The organism is Chloroflexota bacterium, from assembly GCA_018648225.1.
In the GTDB taxonomy this organism is placed as follows: Bacteria; Chloroflexota; Anaerolineae; order Anaerolineales; family UBA11858; genus NIOZ-UU35.
Window position 1 is genome coordinate 1 of sequence record JABGRQ010000113.1, and the last position, 16,731, is coordinate 16,731.

Annotated in this window: 15 protein-coding genes; 9 read left to right on the top strand and 6 right to left on the bottom strand. The window is 51.2% G+C overall.

Going from position 1 to position 16,731, the window contains the following annotated elements; translation table 11 throughout:
- Positions 1 to 159: 159 nt before the first annotated feature.
- The 7 genes from HN413_11095 to HN413_11125 all read left to right on the top strand — a co-directional run bounded on the left by HN413_11095 (position 160) and on the right by HN413_11125 (position 9,673).
- Complete coding sequence (locus tag HN413_11095; protein ID MBT3390942.1) at positions 160 to 1,422, top strand: hypothetical protein; 1,263 nt, start codon at positions 160 to 162, stop codon at positions 1,420 to 1,422.
- Between the two features lie 129 nt (positions 1,423 to 1,551).
- On the top strand, positions 1,552 to 2,307 hold the full coding sequence (locus tag HN413_11100) for a MinD/ParA family protein (protein MBT3390943.1): 756 nt from the start codon (positions 1,552 to 1,554) through the stop codon (positions 2,305 to 2,307).
- A gap of 56 nt (positions 2,308 to 2,363) precedes the next feature.
- A complete protein-coding gene (locus tag HN413_11105) occupies positions 2,364 to 3,104 on the top strand; it encodes an O-methyltransferase (GenBank protein MBT3390944.1) in 741 nt (246 codons plus the stop codon).
- A 21-nt stretch (positions 3,105 to 3,125) separates the two neighbouring features.
- Entirely contained in the window at positions 3,126 to 4,952 is a 1,827-nt protein-coding gene (locus HN413_11110) for a GAF domain-containing protein (GenBank protein MBT3390945.1), read from the top strand.
- 156 nt (positions 4,953 to 5,108) lie between these two features.
- Entirely contained in the window at positions 5,109 to 5,609 is a 501-nt protein-coding gene (locus HN413_11115; GenBank protein MBT3390946.1) for a cyclic nucleotide-binding domain-containing protein, read from the top strand.
- A 12-nt stretch (positions 5,610 to 5,621) separates the two neighbouring features.
- The gene (locus HN413_11120) at positions 5,622 to 7,235 is read left to right on the top strand and encodes a DUF4231 domain-containing protein (protein ID MBT3390947.1); all 1,614 of its coding nucleotides are present in this window, start codon (positions 5,622 to 5,624) and stop codon (positions 7,233 to 7,235) included.
- A gap of 134 nt (positions 7,236 to 7,369) precedes the next feature.
- Positions 7,370 to 9,673 carry a DUF4071 domain-containing protein gene (locus HN413_11125; protein MBT3390948.1) on the top strand — a complete coding sequence of 768 codons (2,304 nt, stop codon included), beginning with the start codon at positions 7,370 to 7,372 and terminating at the stop codon, positions 9,671 to 9,673.
- A gap of 113 nt (positions 9,674 to 9,786) precedes the next feature.
- Here the strand turns inward: HN413_11125 and HN413_11130 are convergent, their stop codons facing one another.
- From HN413_11130 to HN413_11140, 3 genes are all read right to left on the bottom strand, one after another.
- The gene (locus tag HN413_11130; GenBank protein ID MBT3390949.1) at positions 9,787 to 11,910 is read right to left on the bottom strand and encodes a hypothetical protein; all 2,124 of its coding nucleotides are present in this window, start codon (positions 11,908 to 11,910) and stop codon (positions 9,787 to 9,789) included.
- Positions 11,911 to 12,004: 94 nt separating this feature from the next.
- Complete coding sequence (locus HN413_11135) at positions 12,005 to 12,811, bottom strand: aminotransferase IV (GenBank protein ID MBT3390950.1); 807 nt, start codon at positions 12,809 to 12,811, stop codon at positions 12,005 to 12,007.
- Complete coding sequence (locus tag HN413_11140) at positions 12,804 to 13,007, bottom strand: YwbE family protein (protein MBT3390951.1); 204 nt, start codon at positions 13,005 to 13,007, stop codon at positions 12,804 to 12,806. The genes HN413_11135 and HN413_11140 overlap by 8 nt, the downstream gene beginning before the upstream one ends.
- 302 nt (positions 13,008 to 13,309) lie before the next feature.
- On the opposite strand from HN413_11140, the gene ggt reads away from it, so the two are divergent.
- Entirely contained in the window at positions 13,310 to 14,947 is a 1,638-nt protein-coding gene (gene ggt / locus HN413_11145; GenBank protein ID MBT3390952.1) for a gamma-glutamyltransferase, read from the top strand.
- A 106-nt stretch (positions 14,948 to 15,053) separates the two neighbouring features.
- Positions 15,054 to 15,563, top strand: a complete 510-nt coding sequence (locus HN413_11150) for a ferritin (protein ID MBT3390953.1) — start codon at positions 15,054 to 15,056, stop codon at positions 15,561 to 15,563.
- An 85-nt stretch (positions 15,564 to 15,648) separates the two neighbouring features.
- Here HN413_11150 and HN413_11155 read toward each other — a convergent pair whose 3' ends face one another.
- From HN413_11155 to HN413_11165, 3 genes are read right to left on the bottom strand one after another with little or no spacing between them, the layout of a single operon-like run.
- Complete coding sequence (locus HN413_11155) at positions 15,649 to 15,930, bottom strand: hypothetical protein (GenBank protein ID MBT3390954.1); 282 nt, start codon at positions 15,928 to 15,930, stop codon at positions 15,649 to 15,651.
- Positions 15,931 to 15,944: 14 nt separating this feature from the next.
- Complete coding sequence (locus HN413_11160; protein MBT3390955.1) at positions 15,945 to 16,193, bottom strand: NifU family protein; 249 nt, start codon at positions 16,191 to 16,193, stop codon at positions 15,945 to 15,947.
- 1 nt (position 16,194) lies between these two features.
- A complete protein-coding gene (locus tag HN413_11165) occupies positions 16,195 to 16,683 on the bottom strand; it encodes a Crp/Fnr family transcriptional regulator (GenBank protein ID MBT3390956.1) in 489 nt (162 codons plus the stop codon).
- Between the last annotated feature and the right edge of the window lie 48 nt (positions 16,684 to 16,731).

Below are 16,731 nucleotides of genomic sequence, written 5' to 3' on the forward strand. Positions count from 1 at the left end.
GCCTTGCGTTTGCGTTATCGAATAGAAATGCGCTGTATTTGCGCAAAAATAAGGTTTGAAACTGATGCTCTCTATCAGAATGATCCCAAATGGAAAGGTGTCAAACTGGGGCATGATAATAAAGAAACCATTGGTACGTGGGGATGTTTATTGACATCTATGACAATGGTGGCAAATGGATTTGGTAATAATGAAACGCCCGAATCGCTGAATAAAAAGCTAAAATCAGCGGGCGGGTTCCAGGGGGCATTGGTCATTCCGGCGATGTTGCCTTCGGTGTGTCCTGGGATTGTCTACAAAGGGTATCAACCCTGCGAGAATAATCCGGCGCCGTTGGCCCAGATTGATGCCGCGTTGGCTGCCGGGATGCCAGTCATCGCTCAGGTAGACTGGTCACCTAAAGCTGGTTTGCAAACACACTGGATCGTGATATACAGCAAAGAAGGCGACCGCTACTTGATGAAAGACCCTTATCGCTATCGCGGCGATGCGCCCGATAAAAAACTCTACCTCACTGACCGCTACAAACACACGGGGAAGAACCCAGGTCAGGCCATAACCGGCACAGTCTGGTTCGAGGGCACTCCTTCTGGGGGCGGCACTACCACAGTTACTGTGAACGCAGCCGCAAAGCCAGAGAAAGTACCTGTTCCCGATAACACATTTACTGCCTTTGGCACCGCCGATGGTTTAGCCTTCCGCGGCTCACCATCGATTGGAGGCGCGTTAATTACTCGCTTGCCCCTGCATGTTGAACTGACTTCGCTTGAACCGAATGCCCAAAACAAAATTGGCGTAATGAATGAGTGGCTGCATGTGCAAGCGCCGAGCGGCGACCAAGGTTACGTGGCGGCCTGGTATGTCTCAAAATCGAAAGAAGAGGAAGAAGAGAAAGCTGCGGCACCGAAAACAGGCGATAATAGCCTGGTGGTGCGCCCCACGACAGGTGGGCTGGCTTTCCGCACAACAACTCGGGTTTCTCCGCAAACTTTGATCAAACGTCTACCAGCAGGTGCTTCCCTCGTGGTGCAGGAGCCAATTGCCGTAGCGAAAAAGAAGATTGGCGCGCGCGGCAAATGGCTCAAAGTTAAAGATGTCACCGGGCAGGTTGGGTACGTGGCAGGTTGGTATGTGACCCCGGATGGAGAACCAGCGCTGGGTGTTCGTCAAGACCAAAAGAGCGCCAAACCCACCGACGACGATGATATTGTGTTACGCACCACAACTGAAGGTGTAGCTCTGCGCAAGGAGACGGTAGTGGCGCCACACACACTTATTAAGCGCATGCCCAATGCCTCCGAATTACTTTTGCTGGATGAAGCAGAAGAAAGCAAAATTGGCGCGAACGGGCAATGGCTGCGAGTACGGGATATTGAAGGGGATGAAGGTCATGTCGCAGCCTGGTATGTGACAAGGCGGTAAAGATTGAGTACGCTGCAAGGGTGACGATGTATGTATCTACAAGTCACCCTTGAACTTTGTATCTATCAAGCATCAGGCGAATACTCTTTGGTAGGTGCCAAGCGTTTTATCTCTTCAGGAGACAGCAATATGGCAAAAATAATTATGCTCCATTCGTTCCGCGGGGGTACCGGGAAGACCAATACGTCAGCAAATATTGGGGCGTTGCTAGCGATGAGCGGCCTTCGGGTGGCTGTCGTAGATGTAGATATTCAATCGCCAGGCATTCACACCTTGTTTGGCGTTGACGATAAATCTATGGGGAAAACACTGAATAATTATTTGTGGGGCGAATGTGCAATTGAAGATGCCGCCCTGGATGTGACCGATCAATTGGGCGGAAAAGCCGAAGGCAAATTCTTCCTGATCCCATCCAGTATCAAAGCCAGCGATATCGCCCGGATTTTGCGTGATGGCTATACGGTCAACTTACTTGATGAAGGTTTTAAAAGCCTGCAAAACAAGCTTGAACTGGACGCATTGATTATTGATACGCATCCAGGGCTAAATGATGAAATTTTGCTATCAATGGCGTTTGCCGATGCCCTGGGCATTATCTTGCGCCCCGATCAACAAGATTACCAGGGAACCAGCATCTCAGTAAAACTTGCTCGCAACCTCGAAGTGGAAAATATACTTTTAATCGTGAATAAATCGCCACAATTATTCAATGATGAAACGGTGAAGTCACGCGTTGAGGAAGCCTATAATGCAGAGGTTATTGCTGTAGTTCCGCATTCCGATGAAATGATGGCGCTATCCAGCGCGAAATTATTTGTGCTGGAATACCCGGATGATCCCGTAACAACTCACTTCAAAAAATTAGCTGTACGCTGTATGTCCTAGTGCTTCTGGTTCAGGGATGCAACGACAATAGTTCTAAGGAATGAACAAAAGCCAGTATGCAAATTCAACAAGAATTTTTCTCCGACAATGGTCGGTCGGCATTACCCATTGTCCCACAACAATCTGATGATCCACTAGCCGGATATGCCCTACAATTATTGGCGCGTCGAATCCCAGAATTGCCTCTGGATACTGTTTTACTTGAAATGGAAGCGCTCGCTGAACGCGAGCAAATCCCCATTATCGGCCCGCTGGAAGGCGCCATCATTCAGGCGCTGCTTCAAATGCGTCACCCAGCACCGCGCTGCGTGTTGGATATAGGTACATCCATCGGGTATTCAGCATTATGGTTGGCACGTGGCCTCCCCGCTGAGAGCAAAGTCGTCAGCATCGAGATTGATCCGCAGCGTGTTCGTCTGGCACGTAAGTTCGTTGAGAAAGCCGGATACCAGCACCAGATTGAGATCATCGAAGGCGACGTGATGGAGTTATTGCCCACCTTGGGGATGTTTGAACTAATTTTACAGGATGTCATTAAGCACGTATACTTTGGGAAAAGCGCACAATTATCGTTGCAATTGCTGGATTATTGCCTCGAACATCTGGTGGATGGCGGTGTGCTACTAGGCGATAATGCTTTTTGTATGGGTGAAGTACTTCTGGAAGATGCGGATGAACTTCCGGTGCAGGTGCTTGGCATCAAAGCCTATAATGATCTGGTTGCAACTCACCGTCAACTCGATAGCGTTATTCTCCCGGTACGAGACGGTCTGTGGCTATCGCATAAACGCGGTTAGCAAAAATATAAGGAGAGCCGCATGAAAATACTAAAATCAATAGGAATGAATTGGTCCTTGCCTACCAAGATCGCGGTCGCATTTTTATTGGCCGCGCTATTGCCCTCGCTTGCGGTTTCGGTGTATCAATTTGATACTGGGTCTACTTTGCTGCACGATTTGGCCCTAGATGAAATCCATTTACTGGCATCTGGTGTGGCCGGGCGCCTAGACCAACTTTTTGATGATACAGAAATTGTGGCATCGCAGATCAGTACAGACCCCACCGTACTCGGCATTCTGCTAGAGCCCGACAATGAAGCCGCGCGTACAGCCATCGAAGAACGCTTTTGGGATATTCTGCGCTCAAATCCAGACTATGAATATGTATACCTGCTGCAAGAAAATGGCGATGTAATTGTTTCAATCCAGCAGCCTGGGCTTCCTACAGTTCAAGGCGGCAATTTCAGTAATCGAAAATATTTTAGCGAGGCCATTGCAGGTCGCAGTCATATTGATGCGCTAGTTGGGCGAAATAGTATGCAATTGGGATTTTATTTTTCACACCCGGTCGTAGATGCCCAGGAAGGCATTGTGGGTGTAGTTGCACTTAAACTGAAAGGCAGTGCGATTACCAGTATCATCAACGATTTCGATGAGAGCAGCGGAGCGGTTTCTGTATTTTTGGTTGATCACGACGGTATTGTGGTCAGCGCTCCCAGTTACGCATCGGAGTGGCACCTCAAAGGGCTGGTTAAATTATCCGCCGATGAAGCCGCGGAAGTTGAAAAGCGCTTTGTCATGGATGAGCCACTTACATATTTAGACATCCCTGAACTAACCAAACTCACCAAGTATAACAATGGCATCACCGAATATCTCGATGAAGTGATGGATGCTATCTATATTGTTGGCTATAAAACCACCGAGAATCTGACCTGGGTTGTGGGGGTCTCCATGTCCGATGAGTATTTCCGCGCCCCGATGGTAGACCTGGCATGGCAGAGCCTCGCTGCGGTGGGAGTAATGATCGTTATCATTGTTTTGCTGGCCCTGATGCTGGGACGCGGTATTGCCCAACCGGTGCTAAAACTGGCTCATGTTGCCCAAGACGTTGAAGATCACAAACCCTATTCTCCAGAAGATATTGCCGATGTGATGTCTCTGGGCGATGAAGTCGGACATCTGGCGCGCGTGTTTAACGATATGATTTTGGCATTGCGGGCACGTATGGCTGAACTGCAAACCATCTACGAGATTGGCAATAAAATTAGCTCCAGCGTTGAACTCGAAGATACGCTCCGTGATGTAATTGATTCCCTCGGCAATGTGATCAGTTTTGAAGCCGCGGAAATTTGTCTTTACGATACCCGAGACAAACATTTGTTGCTCTATGTCACCCGCGATGATGTCTTCAGCGACGATGAAACGGTTGAAAAATCGATTTACAGCCCCAAAGAAGATTACTTCCCACGCCTCTTTACCGACCGGCACGGGTTGCTGGTTCCAAATATGGACGCGTTCGAAAAATATCGGATGACAACGGCGCGTTCCTGGGATGCTTTTGCTCCAAAATCCTATTTGGGTGTTTCCTTGCGCCACCAGAGCCGTGTCGTTGGTACAATTGAATTGGTTAGCAGTGTTGTAAATGCTTTTAATGAAGATAATTGCCGTATCTTAGAGAGCATCTCCATTCAGGCTGCTGTCGCTCTCAGCAACGCCCAAGAAGTGCGCGAGCGCGAACGTCGTCTGGTAAATATGGAAATTGTCGTCGATGATGGGCGTGTTGATAACGAATTAGAAGTTGTTACGAAACGCCCCTTCTTCCAGGAGTTAAAGCAAAAGGTTTCCAAGCGCAAATCTTCATAAAGCCTATACATTGCGCGCTCAAATTAGTGCATTTTTAGCACATTGAACAGGTCTCCGGCAACAGAGATGTATGGATCAGGTTTCGTGTCCAATACGTTTCTGTTGCCAGCTTTTTAGAAGCTCTAAATAAGGTTATTCGATTTCCGGGAGGAACCTATGCTCTCGATACCAGAAAAGATCAGTTTCCTGCGCAAAGTATCGGCATTTGAAGAATTGACCCGTGAACAGCTCATCGCGTTAGCAGAGATTTGCAACGAACGATCTTTTAGCCAGGGAGATAATATTTTCCGCCAGGGCGATATTGGCGGAGTTTTGCATATAGTTATTTCTGGAAAAGTGACTATTGAACGCGAACTTCAGCAGCAAAGTAATAAAGTTTCCATTATGCAGGTAGAACCCTACGACTATTTAGGTGAGATGTCGTTGTTTTATGACGCGCCACGCTCGGTAGCTGCGGCAGCCATGGAAGATACGATCACATTGGAAATGGAAAACGATGGCTTTATGAAAATTATCCGCGATGATCCTGATTTGTTGATTGAATTCTGCCGCGTACTCAGCGTTCGGCTGTGCGAAGCTTACGATAAAATAGCAGAAGCAAATATGGATAAAAAACCACGTGAATTACGTAAACTCTATGACAAACTCGATTTCTAAGGAAGGTACTCAATGAATGATGCGACGCCTCATAACCAATTGCTCGAAACTGCCTGGCGGCGTTTTGCTACTTTAGATAAAAACGCCATCAGTGTGCAAAAACAATATATCCGTCTGCGCAGAATTATGGCCGTCTTGGGAGTATTGGCTGTGCTCTTTGCCATTTTGGTAGATAACTATAGTCAGCCAAATACTGTGGTCGCATACATTTTGCAGGGGTTTCTTATTCTTATGCCAATTTCAGTTTCGATATTTGCCGCGTTTACCAACAAATTTCAGCAAGGACAGAAATACATCTCTTACCGGGCCGCGGCTGAATCTATTCTCAAAGAGATTTACCTCTACCGTACAGCGAACAAAAATGAGCCGAATCGTAATCGAATCCTCAGCGACCGCCTGGCAACCATTCAGCGAGATTTGTTTCGCGGCGCCGGTGGCGAGTTGGTGCTGACCGAATTTCAGGGTGATGTGCCCCCCTACTACGATCCCAAGAAAAATGTTGGCGACCCGGGTTTTGACAATCTTGCCGGTGATGCGTATCTAACGTATCGCCTGGAAGACCAACTGGCCTGGCACATCAAACAAAACCTGAAACTGCAACGCGACCGCAAGCGCATCCAGTGGGCCATTCTGATCTTTGGCGGGGTAGGGGCCTTCTTGGCAGCCTGGGGCGGTTCAATGGCGTTATGGGTAGCCTTTACCGCGGCAATTGCCTCGGCGCTGGTTGGTTGGGAAGAATTGCGCGGCCTGGATATGCGCGTGGGCAATTACAGTCAGGTTATTTTGGAGTTGAACATCATCCGCGACTGGTGGTTTACGTTGGGAGATGAACAGCGCGCCGACAAAAATATCAGCAGGCTGGCTGAGAAAACCGAAAAAGCGCTATTCGACAAAAACCTCGAATGGGCAGGCGCCATGCGCAAAGCCCTGGCAGAGGCTGAAGGCGATGAAGCTGATTTGGTGGAACATTTTGTTGAAGAGGGCCGTGAAGTTACCGCTCGCATTCAAGCAAAACTCTATGATGAAGTGGAAGAAATCTTTGATGAAAATATTGGCGAGGTTGCCGAGCGGGTTGAATCTGTAATTGAAGATTCGAGCGACGTTCTGGGTAGCCTGTTTGCGGGACTTACTGCCATCAATGAAGATGAACTCGATTTACCGCCCGAAGAAGCTGCGGCAGACATCATTGATGATGCGCTGGAAGGCGTTTTTGATGATCCTTTTGCGGCTTATGAAGATGAGGCTGTCAAAGAAGATGAAACCTTCTTTGATCTCCCCCCGGAGGCAGAATCGGCTCCGGAACCAGCATACAGCCCTCCCCCCGAACCGAAAACCGTTGAAAGCGCCGTTGATGCCGCAATTGCTGCCTCGTCGTTGTTTTCAGATGAATCCGAAGAAATTCCCGTGGAAGAAGCTACACAAGTCACACTATTTGATGATGAAGCTGAAATTGTGGCTGAATCTGAAAGCGAAGAACTGGATGATGACCCCGAAGCTGAAGGCGATATGCACGAAACCTGGGATGATGACGACACGGATCAGGATGGTGATATGCACGAAGTTTGGGATGACGAAGATGATGCCTTCGAATACGATGGCGATGTAAGCGAATCCTGGGATGATTAGCTTTTAGCTTCACCCCTGAGGAGGGCACAATGAGCAAACTTGGCGATGCATTCAAAAACTTATTGTCTGCGGAAGATGACGAAATAACAACAGTGGATGAAGTTGTAATAACACAAGGCGCGGAGGAAACTGAGATGGTTGATACGAAACTGGAAGAAGCTGCTGTTGAAAGCGCTGTCGAATCTGTAAAAGCCTCGGTGAGGGTAGCGGTAGAAGAAGCCGTTAGAGATGCGATTGCAGAGGCCAAAGGGACAGTTACAGACGCAATTCAGGAAGTGGTAGAAGACACGAATCTTGTTGCCATACCTCCAGCATCTCAACCCGGCAAAGAAGAATCGCGCGAAGCTCGCCCCCACGCCTTTGTAGTGATGCCTTTTGGCAAAAAGAAAGGTTTCGATGGTACCGAGATTGATTTCAATGCCATTTATCAAGACTTGATCAGACCTGCCCTGGAAGAAGCCGGTTTTGAACCTTTCCGTGCGGATGAAGAAACGACTACGGGCGATATTCTCACGGATATGTTTCAGGAATTACTCCTGGCTGATTTGGCAATCTGCGATTTGAGCATTGATAATGCCAATGTATATTACGAACTGGGCATTCGCCATGCGTTCCGCAAACGCGGCGTGGTGCATATTCAATCGGGGCGCGCCTATATGCCCTTTGATATTTTCAATGTGCGCACGATTCCGTATCACACAACTGATGAAGGCCTGCCTGACCCTGAATTTCTAGAGAAAGATATTCAGGCCATTTCGCGCGTTTGCCGTGATACTTGGGCTTCCGATCAGGAGGCCATTCACAGCCCGGTGTTCAATCTGCTAACCGGGCTGGAAGAACCCGATCGCAAAACCCTGCGCACACCGCTGGCAACTGGTTTCTGGCGCGAATATAATGAGTGGAAAGAACGCGTCACCGTGGCGCAGCGTCAGAAGCGCATCGGCGACATTATGCTGCTGACGGAAGAAATCAGCAATCCGCTGATTAAAGAAGAAGCCATTAATCAGGCCGGTCAGGCACTGCGCAGTATGGGACGGCACGAACTGGCTTTGCAGCAATATCGCCAGGGGATTGAACTGAACTCAAAAAACACCGAATTTCGCCGCCAGGAGGCTTTCCACCTGAACCGCTTGGGGCGCGTAGACGAAGCCATCGTCAAGCTGGAAAATTTGCTCGAAGAGGAACACAGCGACACAGAGGCGATCTCCTATTTGGGGCGCATCTACAAAGATATGTGGACCGAATCCTGGGAGCAGATCGGCGACGAAAAAGTGCGCCTGCAAGAAGCGTTTGATGCATCGCATTGGCTGGTCAAATCCATTCAGACCTACCTCAAAGGTTTTTACTTCAATCTCAACGAGTATTATCCCGGCATCAATGCCCTGACGCTCTCCATCATCCTCGACCACCTGGCTGAAATGTATGACGAGGGCGATGATCCCGATGTTCAGGCTGTGCGCGATTTGCTTTCCAACCTCAAAGGGACGCTGGAACTGGCGCTCGAACATCTCTCGCAAGATGACAGCAGCGATTACTGGACTTTGGTTTCCCTGGCCGAGTTATTGGTGATGACCTCGGATAACCCCAAAACTGTAAAACGCGCTTACAAAAAGGCGCTCACTGCGGCTCGCAAGAATATCTTCTTCCTGGAATCATCCATCAGCCAGCTCGAAATTTTGAGTTCGTTGGCCCTGCGTCCGGAATATGTAAAGGTGGGGGTTGAAGTTCTCAAAGATGAAATTCGCCGCATCCGTAAGGAACAACCCGAAGAAGAGAAGGATGAAATTGAAGACCCCAAAGCGAAAGACGAGCGCGTGATCCTGTTTGCCGGGCATAAGATGGACCGCGATGGACAAACCGAGCGCCGCTTCGTGACAGAGATGGAAAAAGAAGCCCGCAAGCGCATTGACGCCGCACTCGACAAATTCGATATTGGCAATGACGATTTGGGCGTAACCGCAGGGGCAGCCTGCGGCGGTGAGATCATTTTTATTGAGGCCTGCCTGGAGCGGGGGATGAAAGTTGAAGTCCACCTGCCTTATAGCGAGCCGCAATATATCAAACAGAATATTAGTTTCGCTGGCGATGCGTGGGTAGAGCGCTTCTACAATCTGCGCAATCACCCCGATGTCAATATCAGCTTCCAGCTTGACCATGTGGGTAAGGTAAAAACTGGAGATGATCTTTATAAGCGTAACAACCGCTGGGCGCTGTACTCCTCGTTGTTGTTGGGCATCGATCGAGCACGCTTGGTGGCTTTGTGGGATGGCAAGGGCACAGATGTAGATCGGGATGGCGAGTTGGTCAACCACATGGTTGAAGAAATGCGCCACATGGGCGGTTTTGTGGAGCATATCAACACCACCAAATTTGACTACTGGCAGGCCGGTGGCAAAGTTGGCGCTGCCCTCGATAAGCTGGCAGGGCTGGATATGTAACCCCCACCCCTGACCCCGCCCCCAATTTGGGAGAGGGGGATCCGCGAATAAAAAAACAGATGAGCCGTAACAATGTTGCGGCTCATCTGTTTTTTCGAAAATGAGCGTGAGCGTTACTCAGAAACCTTCAAAACACCAAATCCCTTCGTTGCATAATACACCAGGCGCGGCTGATTGGTGTCGAATTGGATCGCCTGGATTTCGATACCTGTCAACTCCGTTGGGCCTGCTTTCCAGGTTGCCCCGCCATCATCTGAAATAAATGCTCCCTCAGTTGTGCCTGCGTAAATCAGGTTAGCGCGTGTGGGATGCGCGGCAATACTCGTCACCACCGATCCGCTCAGCGCGGCAGGCACCCAGCCGATTCCGCCAATATATTTATAAACCCCGTTGCTGGTGCCCACATACAACACATCATGGTTAAATGTATCCAACGTCAGTGAGTAGGCTGCCACGCCCGCCAGCCCCATATCTCCCCAGGTCGCGCCGCCATCCAGGCTCATTTGCACGCTGCCCGCCCTGTTGGTGGCGGCGTACACCCGATTAGGTTCCCCAGGTACAACTACCAGCGCATACACGCTCGTCCCTGCCAGCCCCATCGCCGCCCAACTTTGCCCATCATCCATACTGCGGTAAACACCCCCGCCCGCCGTCCCCAGATAGCCCATCGCTGGAGAAGTATTGGTGAAGGTTAAGCATAGCAGGGGGATAGATGCCGCCTGGGGTAGATTGGTGGGCAGGCTTTCATCGGGGAAGAGTTGCTCGAAGACGTCATCCTGATGGAAGGGGTGAACGGACTCCTCCGCTGTGGGTACGGCTCCCGAAAGAAAATTCCCGCCCGCGGGCTGCCACCCTCCCCCGTTGAGCGTGTCCCGTCGATATAGGCCGGATTCATCTGTCAGGGCGTAGAGCCAGCTTGTTTGAACAGGATGCACCACCAGAGCGTGGACGCGCTTGTCCACTATACCTTGGTGATAATCTCCCCAGGTTGCGCCCCCATCCAGTGAGCGCGCTATCCATCCGGGATACAAACTGGCGTACAGCGTTTGCGAATTGCCGGGCTGCACCAACAGCGATGTGACCTTACTGGCATTCAGGCCTTGCTGGCTGTGCTCCCAACTGCCGCCGTTATTTGTGCTGCGGAACAGCCCGTTATGCAGCGTGCCGCTGAGAAGCTGGCTGTAATGTGCCGGGCGCGGAATAACATCGAGAATAATTTCGCTGCTCAACCCCGCCGTCGACCAGCTTTCACCGGCATTGGTGGAACGCATAATACCGTGGTCAAATGTGCCCAGGTAGAGAGTGTCTTTGTTGTTGGGGTTAACGGCGATGCGATACGTGCGCACTTGTGAGACGTTGTTGGTTTTCAAACTCCACACGTCGCCGCGGTTGGTGGATTTATAGACACCCGTAGGATGGAACACGCCCAGATAAACTGTGCTGGTATTGACGCGCGGATCGGGTTCAATGGCACGTCCGGTGCGATCGCCGACACCATTATTAACCGCCTGCCAGCTTCGACCGTAGTCAAGGCTGCGATAAGCGCCATGCTCGTGCGTGGCAGCGTAGACGATATTGGCGCTATGCGGGTAGATCGAGAGATCGTAGGCCCAATCTTGCTCGCCAGAGCCGCCCACGTTGGTCAGCACAGGCTGCCAGCTTTGGCCGCCATCTTCGCTGCGGTAGACCACCCCGCGCCACGGCGCCGCGCCGTTGTTGGATTCGCCGCGCGTGGCGGCATAGACGCGAGAAGTGCGTGCGGGGTCAATTTCAATCGCGTAGGAGATCGCCCCACCCTGAATGCCTGCATCGCTGCGATACCACGATTCACCCCCGTTGATCGATTTATAAATGCCGCCGCGATACGTCCCCGCGTAGAGTACCAGCCTATTGCGCGGGGCAATCGTCACCACAGTCACATCCCGGTTTTGCAGCCCGGCGCTGACATCGCGCCAGGTGAGGCCGCCATCTTCGCTCTTAAAAATGCCGTGCCCGTGTACCGCAGCAAAGGCGGTATTGGGATTTTCGGGGTCGTAGATCAAATCGGTAACTGAACCACCCCCCGGGCCAATCCACGCGCTGAAGGCAGGGTAGTTGATCTCACTGGCAGCAATGATGGGCAGGTAAACGCGGAAAGGCTGGTCGGCAGTATTATCGGCAGAACCTGCGACACTCACAAGCCAGAAACTTGTGAGTGCAACGAGCAGTGCGGGGATGAGAAAAATGCGTTTTTGCATAGAAGAGTGAGTGCAAGAAACTTGCCGACTTACCTGATATCATTCCAAACGGTAGTTCCCAAAGAGCCAATTTTTACCTGCACAGGCCTGCGATTTAACGATCAAATAAACCAAGTAACGTCTTCGTGCGTTTTCCAACCTTGCCATTCCCAATTGGAGCGCCATCGACTTCAACGATGGGTAACACGCGTTTACTGGTCGAAGTCACGAAGGCTTCATCGGCTGTAAAAAGCTCCTCAAGCGCAATCTCTCTTTCTTCCACAGAGTATTTTTGCGGCGCAAGTTTAAGCACAATTTTTCGGGTAATCCCGTGCAAAATATGCGCCTGCGCCGTCACCAGCGTATCGCCGTGAAAGAGAAAAAAGTTGCTGCGCGGGCATTCAGTAATGCCATGCACCCCATAAAAAAGCATATCAAACGCGCCTTTTTGGCGCAGCAGCGGCAGCAAGCGGATCGAGTTCATATAGTTCAGCGATTTAACCTGCGGCAATTCGCGCTGATACGCCACGGTGATTAAATTTTTGCCATGTATATATGTTTCTGGCGGGTAGGTTGGCAATTCTTCAGTACTGACGATAAAATTTGGATTTTCCAGCGGATGGGGATCATCAGCATAGCCCCCGGTGAGAATCAGTCGGATGGCAGGATTGGCGAAGCGGCTTTCAGCGATAAGCTGCCGGGCGATATCGCTGATCTCATCATCCGATGCGGGGGGCACGAGACCCAGCTCCGCAGCGGATTGCCGGAAACGAGCCAGATGGTCATTGAAATGAAAGAGTTCGCCGCGTAGTGTACGGGCATAGTCAAACACCCCATAGCTGCGCTGCAAGCCCAAATCTGCCACCCGGATCGTGGCTTGATCGCTGGGAAGAAACTGCCCATTGATAAAGCAATTATCCATGGGGCACGACAATCTCTTTTACCCGCCCAACTTTGCCATCGGCCAGCCGCACTTTAATCCCGTGCGGGTGTGATGCCGATTTCGTAAGAATATCTTGCACAATACCTTCGGTAAGTTTACCGCTGCGTTGATCTTGTTTTTGCACAATACGCACACATAGTCCGGGTTTGATCTGATTTCGTGGAATCGTAGTCATCATACAAGCCTCATTTCTGGTTTAATTGTAACTGCTCAGCCTCGAACAAAAAGAGGCCGAAAAAAGAGGTGTGCGTGGGGGCGTACGCCCCCACGCACACCTCTTTTTTCGGAATTCCCTCTGCGAAGGCGTTAGCCTGAGCAGTTACTTAGATTGCTGCTTGCGGCAGCCAAAGCTCTATTAGTATAATGGAGAAACCATAAATCGAGGTAGGCTGAACAGACTCCTTTTGGGGTTGATTCAGTTCCAGGAGTTTTCCCTTGCACTTTGAATATAATTTTTCTTCCCGGCGCTCCCCGGTGATGGGAATGCGTGGCATGGTAGCCACATCCCAGCCCCTGGCCGTTGCCGCCGGGCTTGAAATTCTCGCCCGCGGCGGCAGTGCCGCCGATGCAGCCATCGCCACTGCTGCCGCCCTCAACGTCACCGAGCCAACTTCCACGGGGATTGGCGGGGATGCGTTTGCGCTCTACTATGAAGCCGCCACAGGGCAGGTTACGGCACTGAACGCCTCGGGGCGCGCCCCCGCCGCATTGACCATCGAGCTCATCCAAAAAGACGGCCTGTTCACCAATTCCCAATCACCAATTAGCAATCCTTACCATCCCCACACCATCACCGTGCCGGGTGCTTGCTCCGGCTGGAGTGAGATGGTGGCGCGTCACGGGTGTTTGACCCTGGCCGATGTGCTGGCTCCTGCTATACGGCTGGCCGAGGCTGGTTTCCCGGTTGCCCCGGTGACAGCTCACTTTTGGAAGCGCGGCGCAGAGCGCCAATTAGCGCAGGCGCTCAATGGCCACGAACTGACTATCACAGGGTGCGCGCCAAAACCCGGCGAGATCTTCCGCAACCCGGGGCTGGCGCGCACCTTTCGGGCGGTCGCCGCGGGCGGCGTAGACGCGTTTTACCGCGGCGAAATCGCTGCAGCCATCGTGGCTGTCATTAAACAGGCGGGCGGCTGTATGACTCTCGATGATCTGGCCGCACATCAAGCCACCTGGGATGAACCGATCAGCACCATCTACCGCGGCTACCGCGTATGGGAGTGCCCGCCCAACGGCCAGGGTTTAGCTGCCTTGTTGGGGCTGAATTTGCTCGAAGGCTTCGACATTGCCGCGCTGAAGCCGCTTTCAGCGGAACGCTTGCACCTGCAAATTGATTCCATGCGCCTGGCTTTTGCCGATACGCGCTGGTACGCCGCCGACCCCACTTTCTCTCCCGCGCCGCTTGCCGAACTGCTCTCGAAAGAATATGCCGCTGAACGCCGCGCACAAATTGACCCACAGCGCGCCAGCCTTGACCAGCAGCGCGGCACGCCTGTGGCCTCATCGGATACCGTCTACCTCAGCGTGGTGGATGGCGAAGGTAACGCCTGCTCGTTCATCAACAGCAACTATATGGGCTTCGGCACCGGGATTGTGCCCAAAGGTTGGGGTTTCACCTTGCAAAACCGCGGCCACAACTTTAGTCTTGATCCCAAACACCCCAATGCACTAATGCCGGGCAAGCGGCCATATCACACAATTATTCCCTCGATGATTACCATTCCCTCTCCCCCAACCCATCTTCCCCAGGGAGAGGGGCAAAGGGGTGAGGGCCTATTCGCCAGCTTTGGCGTGATGGGCGGTTTTATGCAGCCACAGGGGCATCTACAGGTTGCCAGCGCCTTAATCGACGATCAACTCAACCCGCAGGCCGCTCTCGACCAACCGCGCTTTTGCATTGATGCTGCGACAGCCGGTGGCGCGCTCGACCTGGAAGAAGGCCTACTCCCCGCTGAAATCCAAAAACTGGCTGATATGGGGCACCCTGTTCGTATGGTCAATGGCTATGGGCGGGCGGTCTTCGGGCGCGGGCAGGTGATTTGCCGCGACCCCGAAAGCGGCGCGCTGACCGGCGGCAGCGATCCCCGCGCCGATGGCTGCGCGATGAGTTTATAGGAATGCTAATAAAGGTTTAACACCCGTTATAAATTACAAATGCTATAATCGAATGACATTCAGGTATAGATAAAAAGGTTCACAAAAAAAGAATAAGGAGACAAAAATGATTCTCAGCAAACAACTTGAAGATGCCATCAATGCCCAGGTGGGTGCGGAATTTGCAGCCAGTTTACAATATGTGAGCATTGCGGCTTATTTCGATGCCGATGACCTGCCACAATTGGCGGCTTTTTTCTACCGTCAAGCCGAAGAGGAGAAAGAGCACGCCATGAAGTTTGCCCACTATATCGTCGAGGCGGGCGGTCAGGTGCGTATTCCTGCAATTAACAAAACAGAATACGATTTTACATCTCCGAAACACTGCGCGCAACTGGCGCTGGATTGGGAGACCGAAGTCACGCGCATGATTAACGGGCTGATGGATATTGCCATTAACGATAAAGATTATATCTCTCAGGATTTCTTACGCTGGTTTGTTGCCGAACAATTAGAAGAGATTTCGACAATGGGCACGCTGCTCAAAACCATTGAGCGCGCCAAAGATAATATTCTGTGGGTCGAAGATTTTCTGGCACGCAACCCGATTGTTGAGCCGGAAGCGGCTGCTGAATAAACCAGCCATCCCTTTGAGCATAGACTTAACACAAAAACGGGCACCCACATCGGGCGCCCGTTTGTTTTTCCTGTTTTTTAGGTGATTAATCGTCCTCATCAGGTGCTGCTTCTGTGCGCAATCCCCAATAGAGCAATCCGGCTCCGGCGCCCAGGGCAAAACCGCCCAAGCCAGCCGCCGATGCGAAACGCGCCAGCAGCGCAGCAAAGAATAACAACCCCAGGTAAATGGCGATTTGCAATTGCCAGCGCTCACCCGACTGACGATAGGCTGTTAATGTAAACCAAGCTACAGCTACACCAAAGACCAACAACCCCAATAAGCGCAACGCATATCCAGCCAGGGCGACAAAATCCATAAAGTTCATTACGTATGCTCCTGTTATTCTACGCCGATCACTTCCACATCGGGAAAAAATTGCTTGATCGTACCGGCTACCCAACCTTGCAGGGTAGCGGTGGAAAGCGGGCAACCTATGCAGGCTCCGCCCAAGCGTACATTGAGTTGATTGTCCTTGAATGAAATCATCTCAACCGAACCGCCATGGTATTGCTCAATATAGGCGCTCACTTGCGCTACCAGGCCTTTTAGCATTTCTTCTTTTGAATAGGCTTGCGCGTTTTCTGTCATTTTACGCTCCCAAAGGTTTTACGCCATTTGTTAGTCCATATTCTAACATAGCAACCACCTGACTGTGGGTGTGGGCGCGCTGTAACCGTTCGGCAATTACTTTTGCCAGGCGTTCAAGAATTAGCTTACCGGTATCAGGAAATTTAATGTGGAAACGTTTCAGGGCTTCACCACTCACGCAAAGCAATCCGGCATCCGAAAGACAATAGGCTCCCGAAGTGTAATAACCACTGCCAAAGGCAGCTGACCAACCAAAAACACCCCCGGCTTCAATTTGCGCTACCGTCAGCATTTCGCCATCGTCGGGTTTGAATCGAATCGCCACGCGGCCTTTAACAACCAGATAAAGATAATTGGCAATATCCCCTTGTTTGAAAATTTCTTCATTTTCAGCGCACTCACTGAAAGAAAACAGCGGCGTTAAGCGATTGAGTTCCGCCTCCGTTAACCCTTCAAATAAGGGCATTTGTTTGAGTATTTTTGGTAACATCGTCCAGGGTCCGCTTTCATTGATTAGCTGGGAGTGTGACCACCCCAT